Source organism: Nocardia terrae, assembly GCF_009760405.1.
GTDB classification, from domain to species: domain Bacteria; phylum Actinomycetota; class Actinomycetes; order Mycobacteriales; family Mycobacteriaceae; genus Nocardia; species Nocardia terrae.
The window spans coordinates 565,862-584,192 of record NZ_WRPP01000006.1 but is presented as its reverse complement, the minus strand read 5'-3'; the positions used below and the strand labels follow the sequence as shown (position 1 = coordinate 584,192).

The window sequence follows — 18,331 nt, the reverse complement described above, 5'->3', positions numbered from 1 at the left end:
CTATCTGCTGGTCGAGCAGGATTCGTCTTCTGGCTGCACCTCGTAGGCGGGCACCCAGGAGGCGGGCCGAGATGTCAAGCGGCTCACCATGACCGAGCGCACGTGCGCGGGCAGCGTCGGCGCGAACTTGCGCACATAGGCGTCGGCCCATTCCGGTCGGTCGAGCAGGAACGGGAAATCGGTCGTCATCATGCTGCGCACCACCAACATTGGCAGCGGGCCGTCCAATGGCCGAAACTCCTTGTTCCACAAGCCCGGTTGATCGCAGCCCGGATAAAACTGCCCGAGCATGAAGCCGCGTTCGACGAAGTTGCTCTTGAATTCCGAATGTATTTCATCGATCAGCGTATAATCCGTCATATTCGGAAATACGGTGATCAGCCCGCGTAACACGGACGTGGAACTGCCGTTCCCCGTGGGCAGTTCGGGATAAACCTCCAATGCGTCGCGAATGATGGCCCGCAACCACATCGGCCTCGGCCGCGCCGCCGGGACCTGCGCCATCCATAGCAGATCGCGCCGCATCGACGGCCTGACATACGGGCACACCGGCCCGTCTCTTCCCAGTTCGTCACTGGGTTGGGTCAGAAAGGAATCAGCCCAAGATCGAAAAGCCGTCACCGTGGACCGGGCGGCTGGGCAGGATGATCCGGTGTCCCCCAATGAGACCCATTGCAGCCCCGAGCGGGGGCCGATAACACGCTCGCTCATGACTCACCTCGGATGATCGAGCTACGGCATAGATTGGCGCCGTTGCCCACACCCCTAAATAGTCCCCCGGTCATGGGCCGTTAACACGAGTAGTGGGGTACCCAATTTCCAGATACCGCCCCGAATTTCGGGGGCAATGGAATAAAGAAAAGACCGGTCAGGCATTGACCGGTCTTTTCAGTGAACTCTGGTTCAGGCGCCGATGAGGCGCGCGGCCAGGTAGCCCTCTACTTGATCGAGAGCCACGCGCTCCTGGGCCATCGAGTCCCGTTCACGCACGGTGACGGCCTGATCCTCCAGCGTGTCGAAGTCGACCGTGATGCAGAACGGGGTGCCGATCTCGTCCTGGCGACGGTAACGGCGGCCGATCGCCCCGGCGTCGTCGAAGTCCACGTTCCAGTTCCGGCGCAACTGCGCAGCAAGGTCTTTGGCCTTGGGCGAGAGGTCCGCATTCCGCGACAAAGGCAGTACAGCCGCCTTGACGGGCGCGAGCCGCGGATCCAGGCGCAACGTGGTGCGATCCTCGACCCCGCCCTTGGCCGTCGGCACCTGCTCGACGTGGTACGCGTCTACCAGGAAGGCCATGAGCGAGCGGGTCAGACCGGCCGCGGGTTCGATCACGTACGGGGTGTAGCGCTCGCCGGTCTGCTGGTCGAAGTAGACCAGGTCCTTGCCCGAATGCTCGGAGTGGGTCTTCAGGTCGAAGTCGGTGCGGTTGGCGACGCCCTCGAGCTCACCCCACTCGCTGCCCGCGAAGCGGAAGCGGTACTCGATGTCCACCGTGCGGGTGGAGTAGTGGGACAGCTTCTCCTTCGGGTGCTCGTAGAGCCGCAGGTTCTCCGGATCGATGCCCAGGTCGGTGTACCAGGCCATGCGGGTGTCGATCCAGTACTGGTGCCACTGCTCGTCCTCGCCCGGCTTGACGAAGAACTCCATCTCCATCTGCTCGAACTCGCGGGTGCGGAAGATGAAGTTGCCCGGCGTGATCTCGTTGCGGAACGACTTGCCGATCTGCGCGATGCCGAACGGCGGCTTCTTGCGCGCGGTGGTGGCGACATTGTCGTAGTTGACGAAGATGCCCTGCGCGGTCTCCGGGCGCAGGTAGTGCATGCCCTCTTCGGATTCGATCGGGCCCAGGTAGGTCTTCAGCATCATGTTGAAGTCCTTGGGCTCGGTCCACTGGCCCACGGTGCCGCAGTCGGGGCACACGATGAGCTCCATGGACACCGAGTCCGGGTCGTCGATCTTGTGCTTCTCGGCGTACGCCTCCTGCAGGTGGTCCTGCCGGTGCCGCTTGTGGCAGTGCAGGCACTCCACCAGCGGGTCGTTGAACACCGCGACGTGACCCGAGGCCACCCACACCTGACGCGGCAGGATGATCGACGAGTCGAGGCCGACCACGTCGTCGCGGCTGGTCACCATGGACCGCCACCACTGCCGCTTGATGTTCTCCTTGAGCTCCACGCCCAGCGGGCCGTAATCCCAGGCCGACTTCGTTCCGCCGTAGATCTCACCGCTCGGGTACACGAGACCCCGACGCTTGGCGAGATTGGCGACGGTGTCCACCTTCGACTTGGGTGCCACTGAACAGTTCTCCATCCGTGTCCGGAAGATTGAAAGGATTGACACCAGACTATCGGTCCGCAGCAATCGAGTTTGCACCCAGTGCCCCTACAAGCAGGGGATGCGATCGCCGTCACGACCCGCGATAGTGGAACGGCGACACCGGTCGGTTCCGCCGAACCGACCGGTGGTCGCGACCGTACGGCGGTACGACGGGGGTCGGTGCGATGAGGGATTTCCCCAGCGGGCAGTTCGACGACGACTGGGCTCGGCGCGCCGAGCGCCGCGCACGCCGCGCTCATCGGTTCAAACCCTGGATCGCCGGGGTGCTCTGGGTGGGCGGGGTGCTGGGTCTCCTGTTCGGCGGCGGTTATCTGCTGTCGATGTTCCAGTCCCCTTCGGACGGATCCAGCGCGACCGTCTCACCCACCGTGAACAAGGTCGACCCGGTCGACCCGAAGCATCCGTTCGACAACACGCCCGCCGCGGCCTGGCTCGAAGGCGCGGCCGGAATCCAGCCGCCACCGGCCGCCCCCGTCGGGCGGTACTCGGCCGAGACCGTCGCCACCGCCATGGACCGCGGACCGCGCCAAACAGTTGATCCCGGCTACAGCGATCCGAAGCGGCTGCTGGGGACGCAGAAGCACTCGGACGAGTACTACTTCGACCCCAACGTCCCGATCCCGCAGGACAAAGGCTGCTGAACCCGGCCGGACCGACTCGCCGAGCCCTTGTTTGACATGCGTACCCGTGCATATAAGAATGGCATCGGTTTCCAATAAGGAGTTGGTTCGATGACCACGGACAGCGGCGCACCCATCCGGCGCTCGCACGTCGCGACGGAGACCCCGGCCGCGATCCCCCACGACCCGTACCCGTACCGGTCGCCCCAGCCACCGGCGGTGCCCTCGCGCACCATTCTCGACTCCGCCGGCGAACTGCTGCGCGCGCTCGCCGCGCCGGTGCGCATCGCCATCGTGCTGCAACTACGCGAATCACCGCGCTGCGTCCACGAACTCGTCGACACCCTCGGGGTGACCCAGCCGCTGATCAGCCAGCACCTGCGGATCCTCAAGTCCGCCGGGGTCGTGCGCGGCGAGCGCACCGGGCGCGAGGTCATCTACGAACTGGTCGACGAGCATCTCGCGCACATCGTCATCGACGCCGTCGCGCACGCCGAGGAAGGGTGATTCGTGGGAACGTCCGAGAAGACCGTCGGGGTCCGCAGCACCCGCCAGCGCAGCGCGATCGCCGCGCTGCTGGCCGACATCGACGAATTCCGTTCCGCGCAGGAACTGCACGACGAACTCCGCAAGCGCGGTGAGGGCATCGGGCTGACCACCGTCTACCGGACGCTGCAGTCGCTGGCCGACGCCGGGATGGTCGACGTCTTGCGCACCGACACCGGCGAATCGGTGTACCGGCAGTGCTCTACCGGACATCACCACCACCTGGTCTGCCGGCAGTGCGGGCGGACCGTCGAGGTGGAGGGGCCAACGGTGGAGGCCTGGGCCGATTCCATCGCCACCGAGCACGGGTTCACCGATATCAGCCACACCATGGAGATCTTCGGCACCTGCAAGGACTGCTGCCACGCCAAGGGCTGAGCACGACGAGAAGGCGCGCCCCTGCGTAAAACGCAGGGGCGCGCTCTCTTTCGCTGCACGACCTGGTCATCCCGAGTCGCACCACTCCGTCACCCTGGTCGCACCACTCCGTCATCCCGGACCGCACCGCATCGTCTCCCCGAGTCCCATCCCATCGTCTCCCGGGTCGCACCACATCGTCATACCGGCGCGCTTTCGGCCGGGATCCACAGTCACGGTGGTGGATTCCGGCCAAATGCACGCCGGATCGAGGATGGACTCGCGATCAGGAGGCGGGGACGAGGTCCGCGGCAGCCTCGGCAGCGGCCGGGCGCGAGGTCCGCAGATGGCCGATGCCGAGCAGAACCAGAGCGGCTGCGGCCCAGCCCGATAGGACCGTCAGCGGGCCGGTGATCGAGGCGTCGCCGAAGAAGGCGACCGAGCGCAGCAGGGTGGCGGCGGCGCCGGGCGGGAGCAGCTGACCGAGGGTGCCCCAGGGCTTGGGGAGCAGTTCCGGCGCGGAAGTGGCTCCGGAGAACGGGTTTCCGACCAACAGCATGGTGAGGGCCGCGATTCCGATGCCCGCCGGGCCGATCACGGCGGCCAGACCGGCCACGGTTCCGGCGACCGCGAACGAGACCAGGCCGCTGATCGAGGCCATGGTCAGGTAGGAGCCCGGCAGCAGGTGCAGCCAGCCCTGGACGATCGACATGCTCAGCAGGCCACCGGCGATCGCGAAGATGAGCAGGCCGAGAGCGCGGGCCCGCACCGACGGCACCAACAGGCTCAGCAGGACTCCTCCGGCCAGGCCGGACATGACCAGCGGGAGAACCATTGCGCCGAAGCCGGTTCCGCGCGGATCGTGCGGATCGGCGGCGACCACATCCTGCACCGGAGCCGGTTGGGCGCCGTTCAACTGCTGGGCGAAGCCCGAGAGCTGCTGGGCGACAATCGGACTCGCGGCCGAGGCGATGAGGACGCGAGGCTGGCCGCCGGTCAGTATGGCGCCGTAGGCATCCCGGTGTGCGATGGCGTCACGAGCGGCGGATTCGTCTGCGACGGTGCGGATGTCGAACCCACCAGGTTCGTGGGCTTCGAGCTGTTGGGCGACGGCGGTCGCCTGCGGGCCGCTGATGGCGATGGGGAGATCGCGGGGCGCGATGCGAGCGGCGGGCCACGCGAAGGCGATGAGCATGAGGGCTTGGATGACGGCCGCGGCGAGGCCGAGCGCGACCGCGCGTTGCACTGGTTTCATGTCCGATCCCAAAGAAAAGCGAAGGTTCGTTCTTTTTGTTGGGACAAGGCTGACATCAGGCTGTCACCTTGTCAAGAACGGATATTCGTTTTACTTTGGGCGCATGCCCAGAGTCAGCGAGGAACACCTGGAACGCCGCAGGCAGCAGATCCTCGACGCCGCCCAGATCTGCTTCGCCCGCAAGGGCCTGCACGCCACCACCATGCAGGACGTCTTCGCCGAATCCGGGCTCTCCGCCGGTGCGGTCTACCGCTACTTCAAGTCCAAGGACGACATCATCAAGGACCTCGCCAGCGAGGCCACCGTCGACCTGCGCGCCTCCCTCACCGAGGCCGTCTACAGCGACCCGCTACCCACTCCCCCCGACCTGGTCCGCCTGATGTGCGACGAGATCGTCCGCCTCAGCGTCCCCGGCGGCCCGGTCCGGATCATCCCGCAGTCCTGGTCCCTGGCCCTCACCGATCCCAATATCGCCGACTACATCCGCACCAACATCCTCGGCATCCGCCGCCTCTGGTTCGACTACGCCGAACGCATGCGCGAGGCCGGCTGGCTCCCCCCGGACGCCGACACCGACGCGGTAGCCAAGATCTTCCTCGGCCTGCTCCCCGGCTTCATCCTCCAGCACCTCATCCTCGGCGACGCCGACCCCGAGACCTTCGCCCGCGGCATCACCGCGATCCTCCCCGACTACCGCCGCGCCACCGCGACCGCGACCGCAACCAAGATCAACATGCAATAAGTGTCGGCAAACCAGACAAATGCCACACCAAATCGCATGTTGATCTTGAAAACCGATGAAGACAGCCCCGGGAGGGCATCCACGGGGCTGTTTTGTATCTTTTTCCAGGCACGCCGGACCGACGAGCGGTTCGGAACGCAAAACCCCGGGACGGGGGCGAATCCCCTACGGCAGCAGCCCTTGTCGCGCGCGACTCGCACCGGAGAGCGTCAGCAGCAGAATCGTCGCCAGGGGCTCATCCTCGAGCCCCGCGGCCGGGAAGGTGTAGCGCAGAATGACGTCGGCCTCCTTCTCCCGGGAAACCACGGTGAGCGTGCCGAACTGGAGAGTGGCGTTGCGTTCGGCGACGCGCTTGTGCAGCTGGGGCTTCAGCGGGCGGTCCCAGGCCAGGATGCACATGAGGGCGAGGACATCCAGCCCCGGCGACAGGTTGACCGCACGCAGCGAGCACAGCGCGCCTTCGTATTCGAAGCCGAGCGCCGCCTCCTCCTCGCGCACGTCGACGCCGTAGCGCTCGAGCAGGTTCTTGGCGCGGAGCTGGAGCTCCTCGGCCGGGGTGAGCTGATCGGTCACTTCACACCTCCGAAGCGGCGGTCCCGCTTGGCGAACTCCAGGCAGGCGTCCCAGAGATTGCGGCGGTCGAAATCGGGGAAAAGCGTGTGCTGGTACACGAATTCGGCGTACGCGGACTGCCAGATCAGGAAGTTGGAGCTGCGCAGCTCGCCGGAAGGCCGCAGGAACAGATCCACATCGGGCATATCGGGTTCGTCGAGGTAGCGGGCCACGGTGGCCTCGGTGATCTTCTCCGGGTCGAGCTCCCCGGCGGCCACCCGGCGCGCGATTTCCCGTGCGGCGTCGGCGATCTCGGCGCGACCGCCGTAGTTGACGCACATGGTGAGGGTCATCACCGTATTGTCCTGCGTCAGCTCCTCCGCGATCTCCAATTCCTTGATCACGCTGCGCCACAGGCGCGGTCGCCGTCCCGCCCAGCGCACCCGCACGCCCATCTCGTGCATCTCGTCGCGGCGGCGGCGGATCACGTCGCGGTTGAAGCCCATGAGGAACCGCACCTCGTCCGGGCTGCGCTTCCAGTTCTCGGTCGAGAACGCGTACGCCGACAGCCACTTCACGCCGATCTCGATGCAGCCCTCGACGGTGTCCATGAGCACTGCCTCGCCGCGCTCGTGGCCCGCGGTCCGCGGCAGCCCGCGCTCCTGCGCCCAGCGCCCGTTGCCGTCCATCACCAGCGCCACATGCCTGGGCACGAACTCGGCCGGGATGGCGGGCGGCGTCGCGCCGGAGGGATGCGGCGACGGGGGACGCACGGTGCGCTGTTCAGTCGAGGATTTGCGGTTACCGATCACGCCCACCATCCTGCCCGACGCCCCGGGCCGCCGAACGGCACCCACTCCATTCCCACCGGACCTCTACATTTTCGCCACGAACAGCGCTCAGCCCGGCAGCGTGTCGAAGTAAGCGCGGTAGGAACCGAACGGCAGCGCCGCGTCGTAGACCAGTTCCCCGGTGGGGCTGAATTCCGAGATGCGCGGGGTCATGCCCCAGCTGACGAAGGTGTCACCGTTGGGCAGGGCCTGGGCATTGCCCATGGCCATGGAGACCAGTCCCTCCGGATGCTGTTGATTGCGGACCAGGGTGGCGCTGTGGTTCGCCTCGTCGATATGGATCCACTCCACACTCGACGCGCCGCGAGTCTCGGCCGGACCGCTCGAATTGTTGTTGAACAGCCGCAGCGTCGACGCGTCGGAGAATTCGGCGTCGTGCTGGAAAGCGAATTCCACTCCCGGATCGGCGGTCAGCGTCGGATGCTTGCCGCCCAGCTGCCAGCGAATATCCCCGGAATTCGGGTCGACGTCGTACACCGCGGCCGTATTGCGCAGCGACACCACCAGATTCCCCGACGGATCGAGGCTGATCGAGTTCATGTGGTACGGGTCGTAGACGTCCCCGGTGAGCTTGCCGGAGGTCTCCGAATCACTCAGCGGCACATGCTCGGCCGCGCTCCACCGAAACAGCTGCTTGCCCGAGGCGACATCGATGACCAGCGCGACGGTATCGAACATCTTCCCGTCGGCCGGACCGCCGATGGCCGTGAGATCGGCTTGGACCTGCGGGTACGAGGTCAGCAGCGCATGCCCGTCGGGCGTCAGCCGGAACTCGTGCACATCCGCGCCCGCCCCACCCGGATCGACGGTCGCGAGCACATCGAAATTCTCATCGGCGATGATCCCCACACCGGCCCCGTGCCCGGCCACGGTGCTCCCCTGCCACCAGGTGAACACCTTCCGCCCCTGGTAGACCTGCGTCCGGAAGTTCGAAACATCCTGCCCCGCAGGCGGTTCGTACCGCTTGATCTCCTTGCCCGACCGATCGGCGACGATATTCGCGGGCCGCCCGCCCGGCAGCGCCTGCGCCACGGTCCCGGCCCCCGGCACCAGCGCCGCGGCACTCACACCGCTGGTGTAGTAGACGTACCCGTCACCCTGCTCCCCGGCGTTCTCGGTCTTCACCGTGTACGCGAACCCGCCGAACGGCAGACTCGGCGCGACCGGCTGGGCCCCCGCCGCCCCGGCGCACGCGGCGACGAGAACGGACACGGCGGCCAACGACACCGGCAGGCGGCGCGAGAACTTTCGACTATCCGACACGAACACGCCGTGAACTCTAGGCCGACCGGCGTGCGAGGTCTCTGTATCGAATCTCACTGATCCGGAACCCCGTTCACGCACCCGCTGACCGGGACTCCCAGGGTCAGCCGAGGGCGGCTTCGGCGCGCTCGACGGCCGCGTGGGGGCGGGTGCGTTCGATGAGCGGGAGGGTGCGGAGCTGGCGTTCGAGGTGCCACTGCAGGTGGGCGGCGATGAGGCCGCTGGCCTGGCGGCGCAGGGTGTCGGGGATGGTGTCGATGCCGGACCAGTCGCCGCGGTTGAGGGCGCTCATGTGGTCGAGGACGCCGAGCATGGGGGTGGCCGCGCCGGGCGGGCGGCAGTGCACGCAGACCGCGCCGCCCGCGGCCACGTGGAAGGCGCGGTGGGGGCCGGGGGTGGCGCAGCGGGCGCAGTCGTCCAGCGCCGGGGCCCAGCCCGCGAAACCCATGGCGCGCAACAGGAACGCGTCGAGGATCAGTTCGTGGGGGCGGCGGCCCAGGGCGATGGCGCGCAGCGCGCCCGCGGTGAGCGTGTGCAGGCGGGGGGCCGGTGCGCCCTCCTCACCCGCCAGGCGTTCGGCGGTTTCGAGGACCGCGCAGGCGGTGGTGTAGCGGCCGTAGTCGGCCACGATGTCGGCGGCGAAGGTCTCGACCGTGTGGACCTGGGTCACGGTGTCGAGATTGCGGCCCGGATGCAGCTGCACGTCCACGTAGGCGAAAGGCTCCAGCCGCGCACCGAATTTGGACCGGGTGCGGCGAACCCCCTTGGCCACCGCGCGAACCAGACCGTGCTGGCGGGTCAGCAACGTGACAATGCGATCCGCCTCGCCCAGCTTGTGCTGGCGCAGCACCACCGCATGATCCCGATACAACCGCACCGCAACAGTCTCGCACGCACGACCGACCGGGCGGTGACGAGTCACCGCGCGTGTGCCGATTAGAAGTTCGTTGGTGAGTGGTTGGTGGGACTTCGGATGCTGTGGGTGACCACCGAGCCGACTCGGATCCGTCCCTCCCGGAGGAGCTCTCATGCGCCCGACCCCCGCTCATTTCGGCCGGGCCTCCGCTCCCCGATCGCTGCGCCTCGCCCGCCCCGCGGGTGCGGCCTGCGCGACGCCCGAGTCTTCCCGTCTGCCCTCCGGCCCCGGAGGGGTGGGCCGGAGGTCGTCCGAGCCATCGGCTGCGCCCTGCCCGCGTTGCCGATGAGGCGTGATCGGCCACTGCCCGGCCGATCACGCCATCAGACGTTGGACGTGTGACCAGAATCGCGCTATGTTACCCCCGAGTACGAAAGAGACGGGGTTCACATGACGATGGCGTCGGTTGGCGAGCTCGGACTGGCGCAACTCGCGGCGGCACTGGCGGACGGCACACTCACCTCGGTGGAGGCGACCACCGCCGTCCTCGATCGGATCGAGGCAAGCCAGGACGCGCTCAACGCATTCCGGATCGTCCGGCGGGCCGAGGCGCTCACCGAGGCGGCCGAAGCGGATCGCAAACTCGCTGCCGGACAACGGGATCCGCTGCTCGGTGTGCCACTCGCCATCAAGGACGACACCGATCTGGCCGGAACCCCGACAGCCTTCGGCTGCGGCGGCGACTTCCCGGTGAAAACCGAAGACGCGGAATCGGTTCGGCGACTGCGCGCGGCCGGTGCGGTCATCGTCGGCAAGACCAACACCTGCGAACTCGGGCAACTGCCGTTCACCAGCGGAGACGCCTTCGGGCACACCAGGAATCCGTGGCACGGCGACCACACCCCCGGCGGCTCCTCGGGCGGCTCCGGCGCGGCCGTGGCGGCCGGATTGGTGCCCGCCGCACTGGGTTCCGACGGCGCGGGCTCGGTCCGCATCCCCGCCGCGTGGAACAACCTGGTCGGCATCAAGCCCCAGCGCGGCCGCATCTCGACCTGGCCCCTGCCGGAAGCCTTCTACGGTCTCACCGTGAACGGGCCCCTCGCCCGCACCGTCGCCGACGCCGCGCTGCTCCTGGACGCCGCGTCGGGACCTCACCCGGGCGATCTGCACACCCCGCCCGCCGTGCGCGTCTCCGACGCCGTCGGCCGCGATCCGGGCCGCCTGCGCATCGCGCTGTCGCTGCGAATCCCGTTCACCGCCACCAAGACCCGGCTCGATCGCGAGGTCGAGGCCCGCGTCCACGCCACCGCGAACACCCTGCGCCGCCTCGGCCACCAGGTCACCATCGCCGATGTGCACTACGGCGTCCTCGCGGGCGCGAGCTTCCTCCCCCGCTCCCTGACCGGCGTCAACCAGGCGCTCCAACGCCTCCAGGGCGCACAGGTCGACCCCCGCACCACTCACAATGCCGCCGTCGGCCGCCTGCTCTCTCCCCTGCTGTTCGCGGCCCGCCAGGCAGAACCGTTGCTGCGCAGGCGAATCGGCCGGATCTTCGACGACTTCGACCTGGTTCTCGCCCCGACCACCGCCACCCCGCCCCCGGGTGTCCACGAAATCGACAGCATCGGCAACTGGGCCACCGACGAGCTGATCACCGCCGCATGCCCGTACACCTGGCCGTGGAACGTCCTGGGCTGGCCCGCGGTCAACGTCCCCTCCGGCTTCACCGCCACCGGCCTCCCGGTCGGCTCCCAGCTGATGGGCCCGGCCAACTCCGAACCCCTCCTGGTTTCCGTTGCCGCCCAGCTCGAATCGGAGCTCGAGTGGCACAAGACCCGCCCGACCCCCTGGTGGCCCCAGCCCTGAACCCACCCCATTTCCGGAAAAGGTCGGGCCCGCCGCGAGATTCGCGGCGGGCCCGATCGGTGTTCGGGTGCTCTAGAAGCCGAGCTTGCCGAGTTGCTTCGGGTCGCGCTGCCAGTCCTTGGCGACCTTCACGTGCAGGTGGAGGTAGATGCGGGTGCCGAGGATGTGCTCGATCTGCTTGCGCGCGTTGGTGCCCACCTCTTTGAGGCGCGCACCGCCCTTGCCGATGATGATGGCCTTCTGGCTGGGGCGTTCCACGTACAGCAGGGCGTGGACGTCGAGCATGCCCTCGTGGGAGCGGCGGCCGTCGGTTTCGGTGTCCTCGTTCTCCTCGCGCTCGAGGACCTCTTCGATCACCACGGCCAGCGAGTGCGGGAGCTCGTCGCGGACGCCCTCGAGGGCCGCCTCGCGAATGAGCTCGGCCATCAGGACTTCCTCGGGCTCGTCGGTGAGCTCGCCGTCCGGATAGAAGGCCGGGCCCTCGGGCATCTGCGAGGCGATGACGTCGATGAGCACCTCGACCTGCTCGCCCTTGACCGCGGAGACCGGAACCACCTCGGCCTCGGGACCCAGCAGCGCGGAGACGGCCATCAGCTGGTGGGCGACCTGGTCGCGGCTCACCTTGTCGATCTTGGTGACCACGCCGAGCAGGGTGGTCTTGGGCGCCATGGTCTTGATCTGCTCGACGATCCAGCGGTCGCCGGGGCCGATCTTCTCGTCGGCCGGAATGCAGACCGCGATCACGTCGACTTCCGAATACGTGTCGCGGACAAGGTCGTTGAGTCGCTGGCCGAGCAGCGTGCGCGGCCGGTGCAGGCCCGGGGTGTCGACCAGGATCAGCTGCGCGTGCTCGCGATGCACGATGCCGCGAATGGTGTGCCGGGTGGTCTGCGGGCGCGAGGAGGTGATGGCGATCTTCTGCCCCACCATGGCATTGGTGAGCGTCGACTTGCCGGTGTTCGGCCGGCCGACGAAACACACGAAGCCGGAACGGAATTCGTCCTTGCCACTCATTCGAAGACCTCCGATTCGGTAGCGATGTCGAGCGCCGCCGGGACTTCCCCCGCCTCGGGCCCCTGCGCGGCGATGGGATTCTCAACGCCGTAGCTGTCGGACGCCTCCAGCACGTCGAACACCGCGCCCTTGGCATCGCCGAAAATGATTCGCGCGGAAGGCGATACCTCACGCACCGCCGAGACGCCGAGATCGGAGAACTTGCCCGCGACCACCACGGCCGCCTCGAAACCCTCAGCGCCACTGGAGATCGCGGCCGCCACCGCCGCCTGCAAGGCGGTCAGCTTCAGCGCCGACAGCTCCACGGTCCCGGCCGCGTAGGTGCGCCCGTCGGTATCGCGCACGGCCGCACCGCCGTTGCCGCCGGTCCGTCCCATGGCGCCACGAGCGAGGACCGCCAGCTTGCTGTCCTCGGCGTCCAGTTCAATCATCGGCCTCTCCATCCTCGTGCGCGCCGCCGACCGGCTCGTGTTCGGCGGACTCGTTTCTCGTCTTCTCGGGGGCCTTGCGCACCACCACGGTGTGGATGCGCATGCGGCCCCGCGCGTCGGCCCCGCCCTCCCCCTTCAATTGCAGGCCGTGGATGACGGCCTTGGAACCGGGCAGCGGCACGCGGCCCAGCGCGTGCGCGAGCAGGCCGCCGACGGTGTCGACGTCCTCGTCCTCGATCTCCATGTCGAACAGCTCGCCCAGATCGTCCACCGGCAGGCGCGCCGAGACCCGGTAGCGGCCGTGGCCGATCTTCTCGATCGGCGCGATCTCGTCCTTGTCGTACTCATCGGCGATCTCGCCCACGATTTCCTCGAGGATGTCCTCGATGGTGACCAGCCCGGCGATACCGCCGTATTCGTCGACCAGCAGCGCCATATGGTTTCTGCGGCGCTGCATTTCGTCGAGCAGCGCGTCCAGCGGCTTGGAGTCGGGCATGAACACGGCCGGGCGCATCACCTGCCGCACCTTCACCTTGCGGCTGCGATCCGCGTACGGGACAAGGTCTTTGAGGTAGACGACGCCGAGAATGTCGTCGACGTTCTCACCCACCACCGGCACCCGCGAGTGCCCGGATCGCACGGCCAGCGACATCGCTTGCGCCGCAGTCTTTTCCGCCTCGATCCACACCATCTCGGTGCGCGGCACCATGACCTCGCGCGCGGGAGTGGTGTCGAGTTCGAACACCGACTGGATCATGCGGCGCTCGTCGGCGTCCACCACACCGCGCTCCCCCGCCAGATCCACCACCTCGCGCAGCTCGATCTCGGAAGCGAAGGGGCCGTTGCGAAATCCCTTACCGGGGGTGATCGCATTACCGATCAGGATCAGCAGCCTGCTGATCGGGCCCAGCAGCGAGCCGATGGCCTGCAGCGGCAGCGACGCGCCCAGCGACAGCGAATACGCGTGCTGGCGGCCCAGCGTGCGCGGCCCGACACCGATCACCAGATAGTCGACCAGCACCATGACCGCCGCGGTGATCAACAGCGCCGCGGCCTCGTCCAGCCAGTCCATGAGCACCGCCGCCAGCAGCACGGTCGCCGTGATCTCGCACGTAAGGCGCAGCAGCACCATGAGATTCACGTACCGCGGCCGATCGGCGATGATGCGCGCCAGCCGCGCCGCCCCGGTCCGATCCGCGCGCACCAGATCGTCCACGCGCGCGGGCGAAATGGTGTTCAGCGCGGAATCCAGCGCCGCGAAGACGCCGCCCGCCGGGACCAGGACGATCGCCAGCAGGAGCAGAACGAATGAATTCACGCCGGGCCCAGCGGATCACCGGTCGAATCGGTGAATCCGGTCTTGCCCAGCAGCTGCTGATCGCGGTCGGCCAGTTCGGCACGGCGCATTTCCTGGCGGACATGCTCGTACCAGCCCTCCAGCAGGGAGGCCTGGAGCGCGAACATCTCCTTCTCCTCCTCCGGCTCGGCATGGTCGTAGCCGAGCAGGTGCAGGACGCCGTGCACGGTCAGCAGCGCCAGCTCGTGATCCATGGAGTGCCCGGCCTTCTCGGCCTGCTGGGCCGCGAACTCCGGGCAGAGCACGATATCGCCGAGCATGGAGGGGCCGGGCTCGGCGGCATCGGGCCGCCCGCCCGGCTCCAGCTCGTCCATCGGGAAGGACATGACGTCGGTCGGACCCGGTAGGTCCATCCAGCGCATGTGCAGATCCGCCATGGTGTCGAGATCGACCAGCACCATCGACAGCTCCGCCGCCGGATGGACGTCCATCTGCCCGATCACGAAGCGCGCGACGCTGACCAGTTCTTCTTCGGATACCTCGATACCCGATTCGTTGGCGATCTCGATGCTCACCCGAACAGCGTAGTTGGCGAGCTCAGTGCCGGTCTCCCCGGCTCGCGGCACGTCGCTGCGCCCGGTTGCCCGGATAGTGGACAGCCGCGGGCGGACGCGACTCCGCCTCGAACCGTTCGTACGCGTCGACGATCTCCCCGACCAGCCGATGGCGGACCACATCGGCGCTGGTGAGCTCCGCGATATGGATGTCATCGATGCCGTGCAGAATCTCCGTCGCCGCCCGCAGACCCGATCTCGAGTTGTTGGGCAGATCGACCTGGGTGATGTCACCCGTCACCACGATCTTGGAGCCGAAGCCCAGCCGGGTGAGGAACATCTTCATCTGCTCGGCCGTGGTGTTCTGCGCCTCGTCCAGAATGATGAACGAATCATTCAGGGTGCGGCCACGCATGTAGGCCAGCGGCGCGACCTCGATGACACCGGCCTGCATGAGCTTCGGGATCGCCTCCGGATCCATCATGTCGTGCAGGGCGTCGTAGAGCGGGCGTAGGTACGGGTCGATCTTCTCGTTCAGCGTGCCCGGCAGGAAGCCCAGCCGCTCACCCGCCTCGACCGCGGGCCGAGTCAGGATGATGCGGTTGACCTGCTTGGTCTGCAACGCCTGCACGGCCTTGGCCATGGCCAGATACGTCTTGCCGGTACCGGCCGGGCCCACACCGAAGACGATGGTGTGCGCGTCGATGGCGTCGACATAGCGCTTCTGGTTGAGGGTCTTGGGCCGGATGGTCTTGCCGCGCCGGGACAGGATGTCCAGGCTCAGCACTTCCGCCGGGGAATCCGAGGAACCCTCGGTGAGCATGGAATAGGTGTGCCGGACCGCCTCGGGCGTGACCACCCGGTTGCGCGCGGTGAGCGCGACCAGCTGGGCCACCACCCGCTCCGCCAGCGCGACATCGGCGGGCTTGCCGGTCAGCGTGACGGAATTGCCGCGGACGTGGATGTCGGCATCCAGGAGGCGCTCGAGTTCACGCAGGTTCTCGTCAGCCGAACCCAGGAAACCGAACACCGACTCCGGTGCCAATTCGATGCTGGAACGAACGGTCCGCCCCGCCGGTCCGGACCCGTTGACGCCGGCCCCGATGCCGGCAATGGGAGTGCTCTGATCGCCGATTTCGCCTGGGTTTCTCAAAAGTGACTATGGCCTGCTTTCCGGTCTCGATGCCGCTTTCGTTGACAGAAGTTTACCGCCGCCCACTGACACAGCCCAGTGAATAAGCCGCTACCAACAGGCGAAACGATCCAGCGTCATGCAACTGCCGCACCCCCGAATCCATTCCGTGGCGTACCCGGGCGATGCCGGAACCCGACCGTAGACTCCGGCCGTGTCGGAATCCTGGATACCGCTACGACGTCAGCGGAAGCGCGAGTACCCGACCGCGGGGCGAATCAGGATCGCCCTGGGCGCCGTGGCGATCCTGGTCGGCACCTTTACACCGCTGTTCTCGATCGACGGTTTGAAGCGCAAGGCATTCACGCTGCTCGAACTCGGCCGCATGGGAGCGCCGGTGGTGCCGCTGATGGTCGTCGGCGCGACGGTGCTGCTGGTCCTGGGCCTGCTCTCCGACGACGCGGTGCAGTTCCTGCTTCCAGAAGGCGCAGTACTGCGACCGATTCGGATCGGGCAGTGGCTGATCGCGTTGGCGCTGGCCGAGACCCTCTGCCTCATGCTCGACCTGGCCATCGGATTCGCGGTGGCGGAATCGGTTTACGGAAACCAGAAGTGGTCATCCGCATGGCTGGAGGAGAACCTGCCCGTCAAGACCCTCGTCCATGTGAAGCCGGCCTTGGCTCTGCTCGTCCTCGGGCCTGTGCTCCTGCTGTCCGGGGCGTTCGATCGCTGGCGGAGCGCGGCTACCAGCGAGGAGTGAGTGCGCCCAGGGCTCCGAGGGCGACGGCGGCGGCCGTGGAGGTGCGAAGGACCGTGGGGCCCAAGAGAACTGCGTCGGCTCCGGCTTCGGTGAGGGACTTCAGTTCGGAGTCGTCGAGGCCGCCTTCGGGGCCGACGATGAGGATGACTTCGGGGACGCCGTCGAAAGACAGTTCGGTCAAACGGGATTCGCCGGACTCGTGGAGAGCTGCGACCACAGCGCCGTTCGCCTTTGCGGTGCGGACCAACTCGAGCAGTTCGCGGGTGGTGTGCAGCTCCGCCACGTCCGGGATGTAGGCGCGGCGGGACTGGCGGGCGGCCTGCTTCGCCGCGGCGCGCCACTTCTCGACGCCCTTGCGGGCCTTGGCTTCCCAGTTGGAGACGCAGCGCAGCGCCTGCCAGGGGACGATGGCGTCGGCGCCCGCCTCGGTCATCAGCTCGACCGCGAGTTCGGAGCGGTCGGACTTCGGGAGGGCTTGGACCACCGTCACCTGCGGCGTCCAGGGTTCGGCCACCCGCTTGGACAGGACCTTCAGTTCGAGGCGATCCTTGGCGGCCGCAACCACTTCCGAGTCGGCGAGGATCCCGTGCCCGTCGGAGAGGGTGATGGGTTCCCCGACCCGGATACGGCGGACCGTGGCGGCGTGGCGGCCCTCGGGGCCGTCCAGGACCGCGGTCGCCCCGGGTTCGGGGATGTCGTCGAGGTAGAAGACGGTGGCGGCCAACGGATCAGCGTCCGCTGAAGGACGCGCGCAGGCGCGCGAACAGGCCCGAGTTGTGCTCGGACTGGGCGGTCATGACCTCGGTGTGCTCGTTGACGCGCATGCCCTTGTACTTCCGCAGCAGGTCGGACTGCTTGGCGTCCAGCTTGGTCGGCACCACGATGTCGAGGTGCGCGATCAGGTCGCCGCGCGAGTTGGCGCGCAGCTTGGGCATGCCGTGGCCGCGCAGCACCGACGCCTCGCCGGGCTGGGTGCCCGCGGGGATGGTGAGCTCGACCGGGCCGTCGAGGATGGTGTCGATGACCACGGTGGTGCCGAGCGCGGCGTCGACCATGGGGACGCGGATCGTGCAGTGCAGGTCGTCGCCGTCGCGCACGAAGGTGTCGTGGGGCTGTTCGACGATCTCGACGTACAGGTCACCGGCGGGACCGCCGCCCGGGCCGACCTCGCCCTGCGCGGCCAGCCGCACCCGCATGCCGTTGGCGACACCGGCCGGAATCGGCGCGGCGATCTCGCGGCGCGAGCGCACGCGGCCGTCGCCGCCGCACTTGCGGCAGGGGTCGGGGATGGTCTCGCCCGCGCCACGGCAGGTGGGGCAGGGCCGCGACGTCATGACCTGGCCGAGGAAGGACCTCTGCACGGTCTGCACCTCGCCCGCGCCGCCACAGGTCTCGCAGCGCACCGGCTTGGAGTTGCCGTTGGTGCCCGCGCCCTGGCACAGGTCGCAGAGGATGGCGGTGTCGACGGTCAGGTGCTTGGTGACGCCGACGGCGCACTCCTGCAACGACAGTCGCGTGCGCAGCAGCGAGTCCGCGCCCGGCTGCACGCGGCCGCGCGGCTTGCGCGCGCCGCCGCCGGAGGCGTTCATGCCGCCGAAGAAGGCTTCGAACACGTCGCCGAGGCCGCCGAAGCCGGCGCCCGAGAAGCCGCCGCCCATGCCGCCGCCGGACTCCAGCGGGTCGCCGCCGAGGTCGACGATGCGTCGCTTCTCCGGGTCCGACAGCACCTCGTAGGCGCTGGAGACCTCACGGAACTTCTCCTGGGCCTCCGGCTCCGGATTGACGTCGGGATGCAGTTCACGCGCCAACTTGCGGTAGGCGCGCTTGATCTCCTGGTCGGTCGCGTTGCGTGCGACGCCGAGCAGTGCGTAGTAGTCCCGTGCCACGTGCGCTCTCTA

19 protein-coding genes and 1 pseudogene are annotated in these 18,331 nt (G+C 67.9%); 6 read left to right on the top strand and 14 right to left on the bottom strand.

Going from position 1 to position 18,331, the window contains the following annotated elements; genetic code table 11:
• On the bottom strand, positions 1-711 hold the full coding sequence (locus GPX89_RS30610) for a DUF6875 domain-containing protein (protein WP_235948351.1): 711 nt from the start codon (positions 709-711) through the stop codon (positions 1-3).
• Positions 712-903: 192 nt separating this feature from the next.
• Entirely contained in the window at positions 904-2,295 is a 1,392-nt protein-coding gene (locus GPX89_RS30605) for a glycine--tRNA ligase (protein ID WP_328602472.1), read from the bottom strand.
• A gap of 206 nt (positions 2,296-2,501) precedes the next feature.
• On the opposite strand from GPX89_RS30605, the gene GPX89_RS30600 reads away from it, so the two are divergent.
• The 3 genes from GPX89_RS30600 (at position 2,502) to GPX89_RS30590 (ending at position 3,881) form a co-directional block, all read left to right on the top strand.
• Positions 2,502-2,978 carry a hypothetical protein gene (locus tag GPX89_RS30600; RefSeq protein ID WP_157391125.1) on the top strand — a complete coding sequence of 159 codons (477 nt, stop codon included), beginning with the start codon at positions 2,502-2,504 and terminating at the stop codon, positions 2,976-2,978.
• A 90-nt stretch (positions 2,979-3,068) separates the two neighbouring features.
• Positions 3,069-3,464, top strand: coding sequence for an ArsR/SmtB family transcription factor (locus GPX89_RS30595; RefSeq protein WP_157391124.1), 396 nt, complete (start codon positions 3,069-3,071; stop codon positions 3,462-3,464).
• 3 nt (positions 3,465-3,467) lie between these two features.
• On the top strand, positions 3,468-3,881 hold the full coding sequence (locus GPX89_RS30590) for a Fur family transcriptional regulator (protein ID WP_328602471.1): 414 nt from the start codon (positions 3,468-3,470) through the stop codon (positions 3,879-3,881).
• A gap of 265 nt (positions 3,882-4,146) precedes the next feature.
• On the opposite strand, the gene GPX89_RS30585 is transcribed toward GPX89_RS30590, so the two are convergent.
• Positions 4,147-5,115, bottom strand: coding sequence for an ABC transporter permease (locus tag GPX89_RS30585; RefSeq protein WP_157391123.1), 969 nt, complete (start codon positions 5,113-5,115; stop codon positions 4,147-4,149).
• A gap of 103 nt (positions 5,116-5,218) precedes the next feature.
• Here GPX89_RS30585 and GPX89_RS30580 point away from each other — a divergent pair, with 103 nt between their 5' ends.
• Positions 5,219-5,857 carry a TetR/AcrR family transcriptional regulator gene (locus tag GPX89_RS30580; protein WP_157391122.1) on the top strand — a complete coding sequence of 213 codons (639 nt, stop codon included), beginning with the start codon at positions 5,219-5,221 and terminating at the stop codon, positions 5,855-5,857.
• A gap of 165 nt (positions 5,858-6,022) precedes the next feature.
• Here GPX89_RS30580 and GPX89_RS30575 read toward each other — a convergent pair whose 3' ends face one another.
• The 4 genes from GPX89_RS30575 to recO all read right to left on the bottom strand — a co-directional run bounded on the left by GPX89_RS30575 (position 6,023) and on the right by recO (position 9,400).
• Entirely contained in the window at positions 6,023-6,430 is a 408-nt protein-coding gene (locus GPX89_RS30575) for a hypothetical protein (protein WP_407939500.1), read from the bottom strand.
• Positions 6,427-7,230 (bottom strand): isoprenyl transferase, encoded by an 804-nt coding sequence (locus GPX89_RS30570; RefSeq protein ID WP_157391121.1) that lies wholly within the window; start codon positions 7,228-7,230, stop codon positions 6,427-6,429. Before GPX89_RS30570 ends, GPX89_RS30575 begins: the two co-directional genes overlap by 4 nt.
• Positions 7,231-7,308: 78 nt before the next feature.
• The gene (locus GPX89_RS30565; RefSeq protein ID WP_328602470.1) at positions 7,309-8,529 is read right to left on the bottom strand and encodes an arylsulfotransferase family protein; all 1,221 of its coding nucleotides are present in this window, start codon (positions 8,527-8,529) and stop codon (positions 7,309-7,311) included.
• A 97-nt stretch (positions 8,530-8,626) separates the two neighbouring features.
• Positions 8,627-9,400, bottom strand: a complete 774-nt coding sequence (gene recO / locus GPX89_RS30560) for a DNA repair protein RecO (protein ID WP_328602469.1) — start codon at positions 9,398-9,400, stop codon at positions 8,627-8,629.
• A gap of 429 nt (positions 9,401-9,829) precedes the next feature.
• On the opposite strand from recO, the gene GPX89_RS30555 reads away from it, so the two are divergent.
• Positions 9,830-11,245, top strand: coding sequence for an amidase (locus tag GPX89_RS30555; RefSeq protein ID WP_157391119.1), 1,416 nt, complete (start codon positions 9,830-9,832; stop codon positions 11,243-11,245).
• Positions 11,246-11,317: 72 nt separating this feature from the next.
• Here GPX89_RS30555 and era read toward each other — a convergent pair whose 3' ends face one another.
• The 5 genes and pseudogenes from era to GPX89_RS30530 form a co-directional block, all read right to left on the bottom strand.
• The gene (gene era, locus GPX89_RS30550) at positions 11,318-12,259 is read right to left on the bottom strand and encodes a GTPase Era (RefSeq protein ID WP_157391118.1); all 942 of its coding nucleotides are present in this window, start codon (positions 12,257-12,259) and stop codon (positions 11,318-11,320) included.
• A gap of 113 nt (positions 12,260-12,372) precedes the next feature.
• Positions 12,373-12,690: pseudogene (locus GPX89_RS30545) on the bottom strand (cytidine deaminase); the annotation flags it as partial.
• Entirely contained in the window at positions 12,683-14,008 is a 1,326-nt protein-coding gene (locus tag GPX89_RS30540; RefSeq protein WP_328602468.1) for a hemolysin family protein, read from the bottom strand. The pseudogene GPX89_RS30545 and the gene GPX89_RS30540, both read right to left, overlap by 8 nt.
• A complete protein-coding gene (ybeY, locus tag GPX89_RS30535) occupies positions 14,005-14,562 on the bottom strand; it encodes an rRNA maturation RNase YbeY (protein ID WP_326307067.1) in 558 nt (185 codons plus the stop codon). Before ybeY ends, GPX89_RS30540 begins: the two co-directional genes overlap by 4 nt.
• A gap of 22 nt (positions 14,563-14,584) precedes the next feature.
• Positions 14,585-15,655 carry a PhoH family protein gene (locus GPX89_RS30530; RefSeq protein ID WP_328602483.1) on the bottom strand — a complete coding sequence of 357 codons (1,071 nt, stop codon included), beginning with the start codon at positions 15,653-15,655 and terminating at the stop codon, positions 14,585-14,587.
• A gap of 232 nt (positions 15,656-15,887) precedes the next feature.
• Between GPX89_RS30530 and GPX89_RS30525 the strand changes: the two genes are divergently transcribed.
• Positions 15,888-16,433 carry a hypothetical protein gene (locus GPX89_RS30525; RefSeq protein WP_157391116.1) on the top strand — a complete coding sequence of 182 codons (546 nt, stop codon included), beginning with the start codon at positions 15,888-15,890 and terminating at the stop codon, positions 16,431-16,433.
• On the opposite strand, the gene GPX89_RS30520 is transcribed toward GPX89_RS30525, so the two are convergent.
• Entirely contained in the window at positions 16,417-17,157 is a 741-nt protein-coding gene (locus GPX89_RS30520; protein WP_157391115.1) for a 16S rRNA (uracil(1498)-N(3))-methyltransferase, read from the bottom strand. The genes GPX89_RS30525 and GPX89_RS30520 overlap by 17 nt on opposite strands.
• 4 nt (positions 17,158-17,161) lie before the next feature.
• Positions 17,162-18,319 carry a molecular chaperone DnaJ gene (dnaJ, locus tag GPX89_RS30515; RefSeq protein WP_328602467.1) on the bottom strand — a complete coding sequence of 386 codons (1,158 nt, stop codon included), beginning with the start codon at positions 18,317-18,319 and terminating at the stop codon, positions 17,162-17,164.
• Positions 18,320-18,331 lie beyond the last annotated feature (12 nt).

What these genes read in the sequence shown, in the direction of transcription:
- GPX89_RS30585 (WP_157391123.1), bottom strand. Translation starts at nt 5,115, where the DNA reads ATGAAACCAGTGCAACGCGCGGTCGCGCTCGGCCTCGCCGCGGCCGTC.
- GPX89_RS30555 (WP_157391119.1), top strand. Translation starts at nt 9,830, where the DNA reads ATGACGATGGCGTCGGTTGGCGAGCTCGGACTGGCGCAACTCGCGGCG.
- GPX89_RS30595 (WP_157391124.1), top strand. Translation starts at nt 3,069, where the DNA reads ATGACCACGGACAGCGGCGCACCCATCCGGCGCTCGCACGTCGCGACG.
- GPX89_RS30580 (WP_157391122.1), top strand. Translation starts at nt 5,219, where the DNA reads ATGCCCAGAGTCAGCGAGGAACACCTGGAACGCCGCAGGCAGCAGATC.
- GPX89_RS30610 (WP_235948351.1), bottom strand. Translation starts at nt 711, where the DNA reads ATGAGCGAGCGTGTTATCGGCCCCCGCTCGGGGCTGCAATGGGTCTCA.
- GPX89_RS30570 (WP_157391121.1), bottom strand. Translation starts at nt 7,230, where the DNA reads ATGGTGGGCGTGATCGGTAACCGCAAATCCTCGACTGAACAGCGCACC.
- era (WP_157391118.1), bottom strand. Translation starts at nt 12,259, where the DNA reads ATGAGTGGCAAGGACGAATTCCGTTCCGGCTTCGTGTGTTTCGTCGGC.
- GPX89_RS30600 (WP_157391125.1), top strand. Translation starts at nt 2,502, where the DNA reads ATGAGGGATTTCCCCAGCGGGCAGTTCGACGACGACTGGGCTCGGCGC.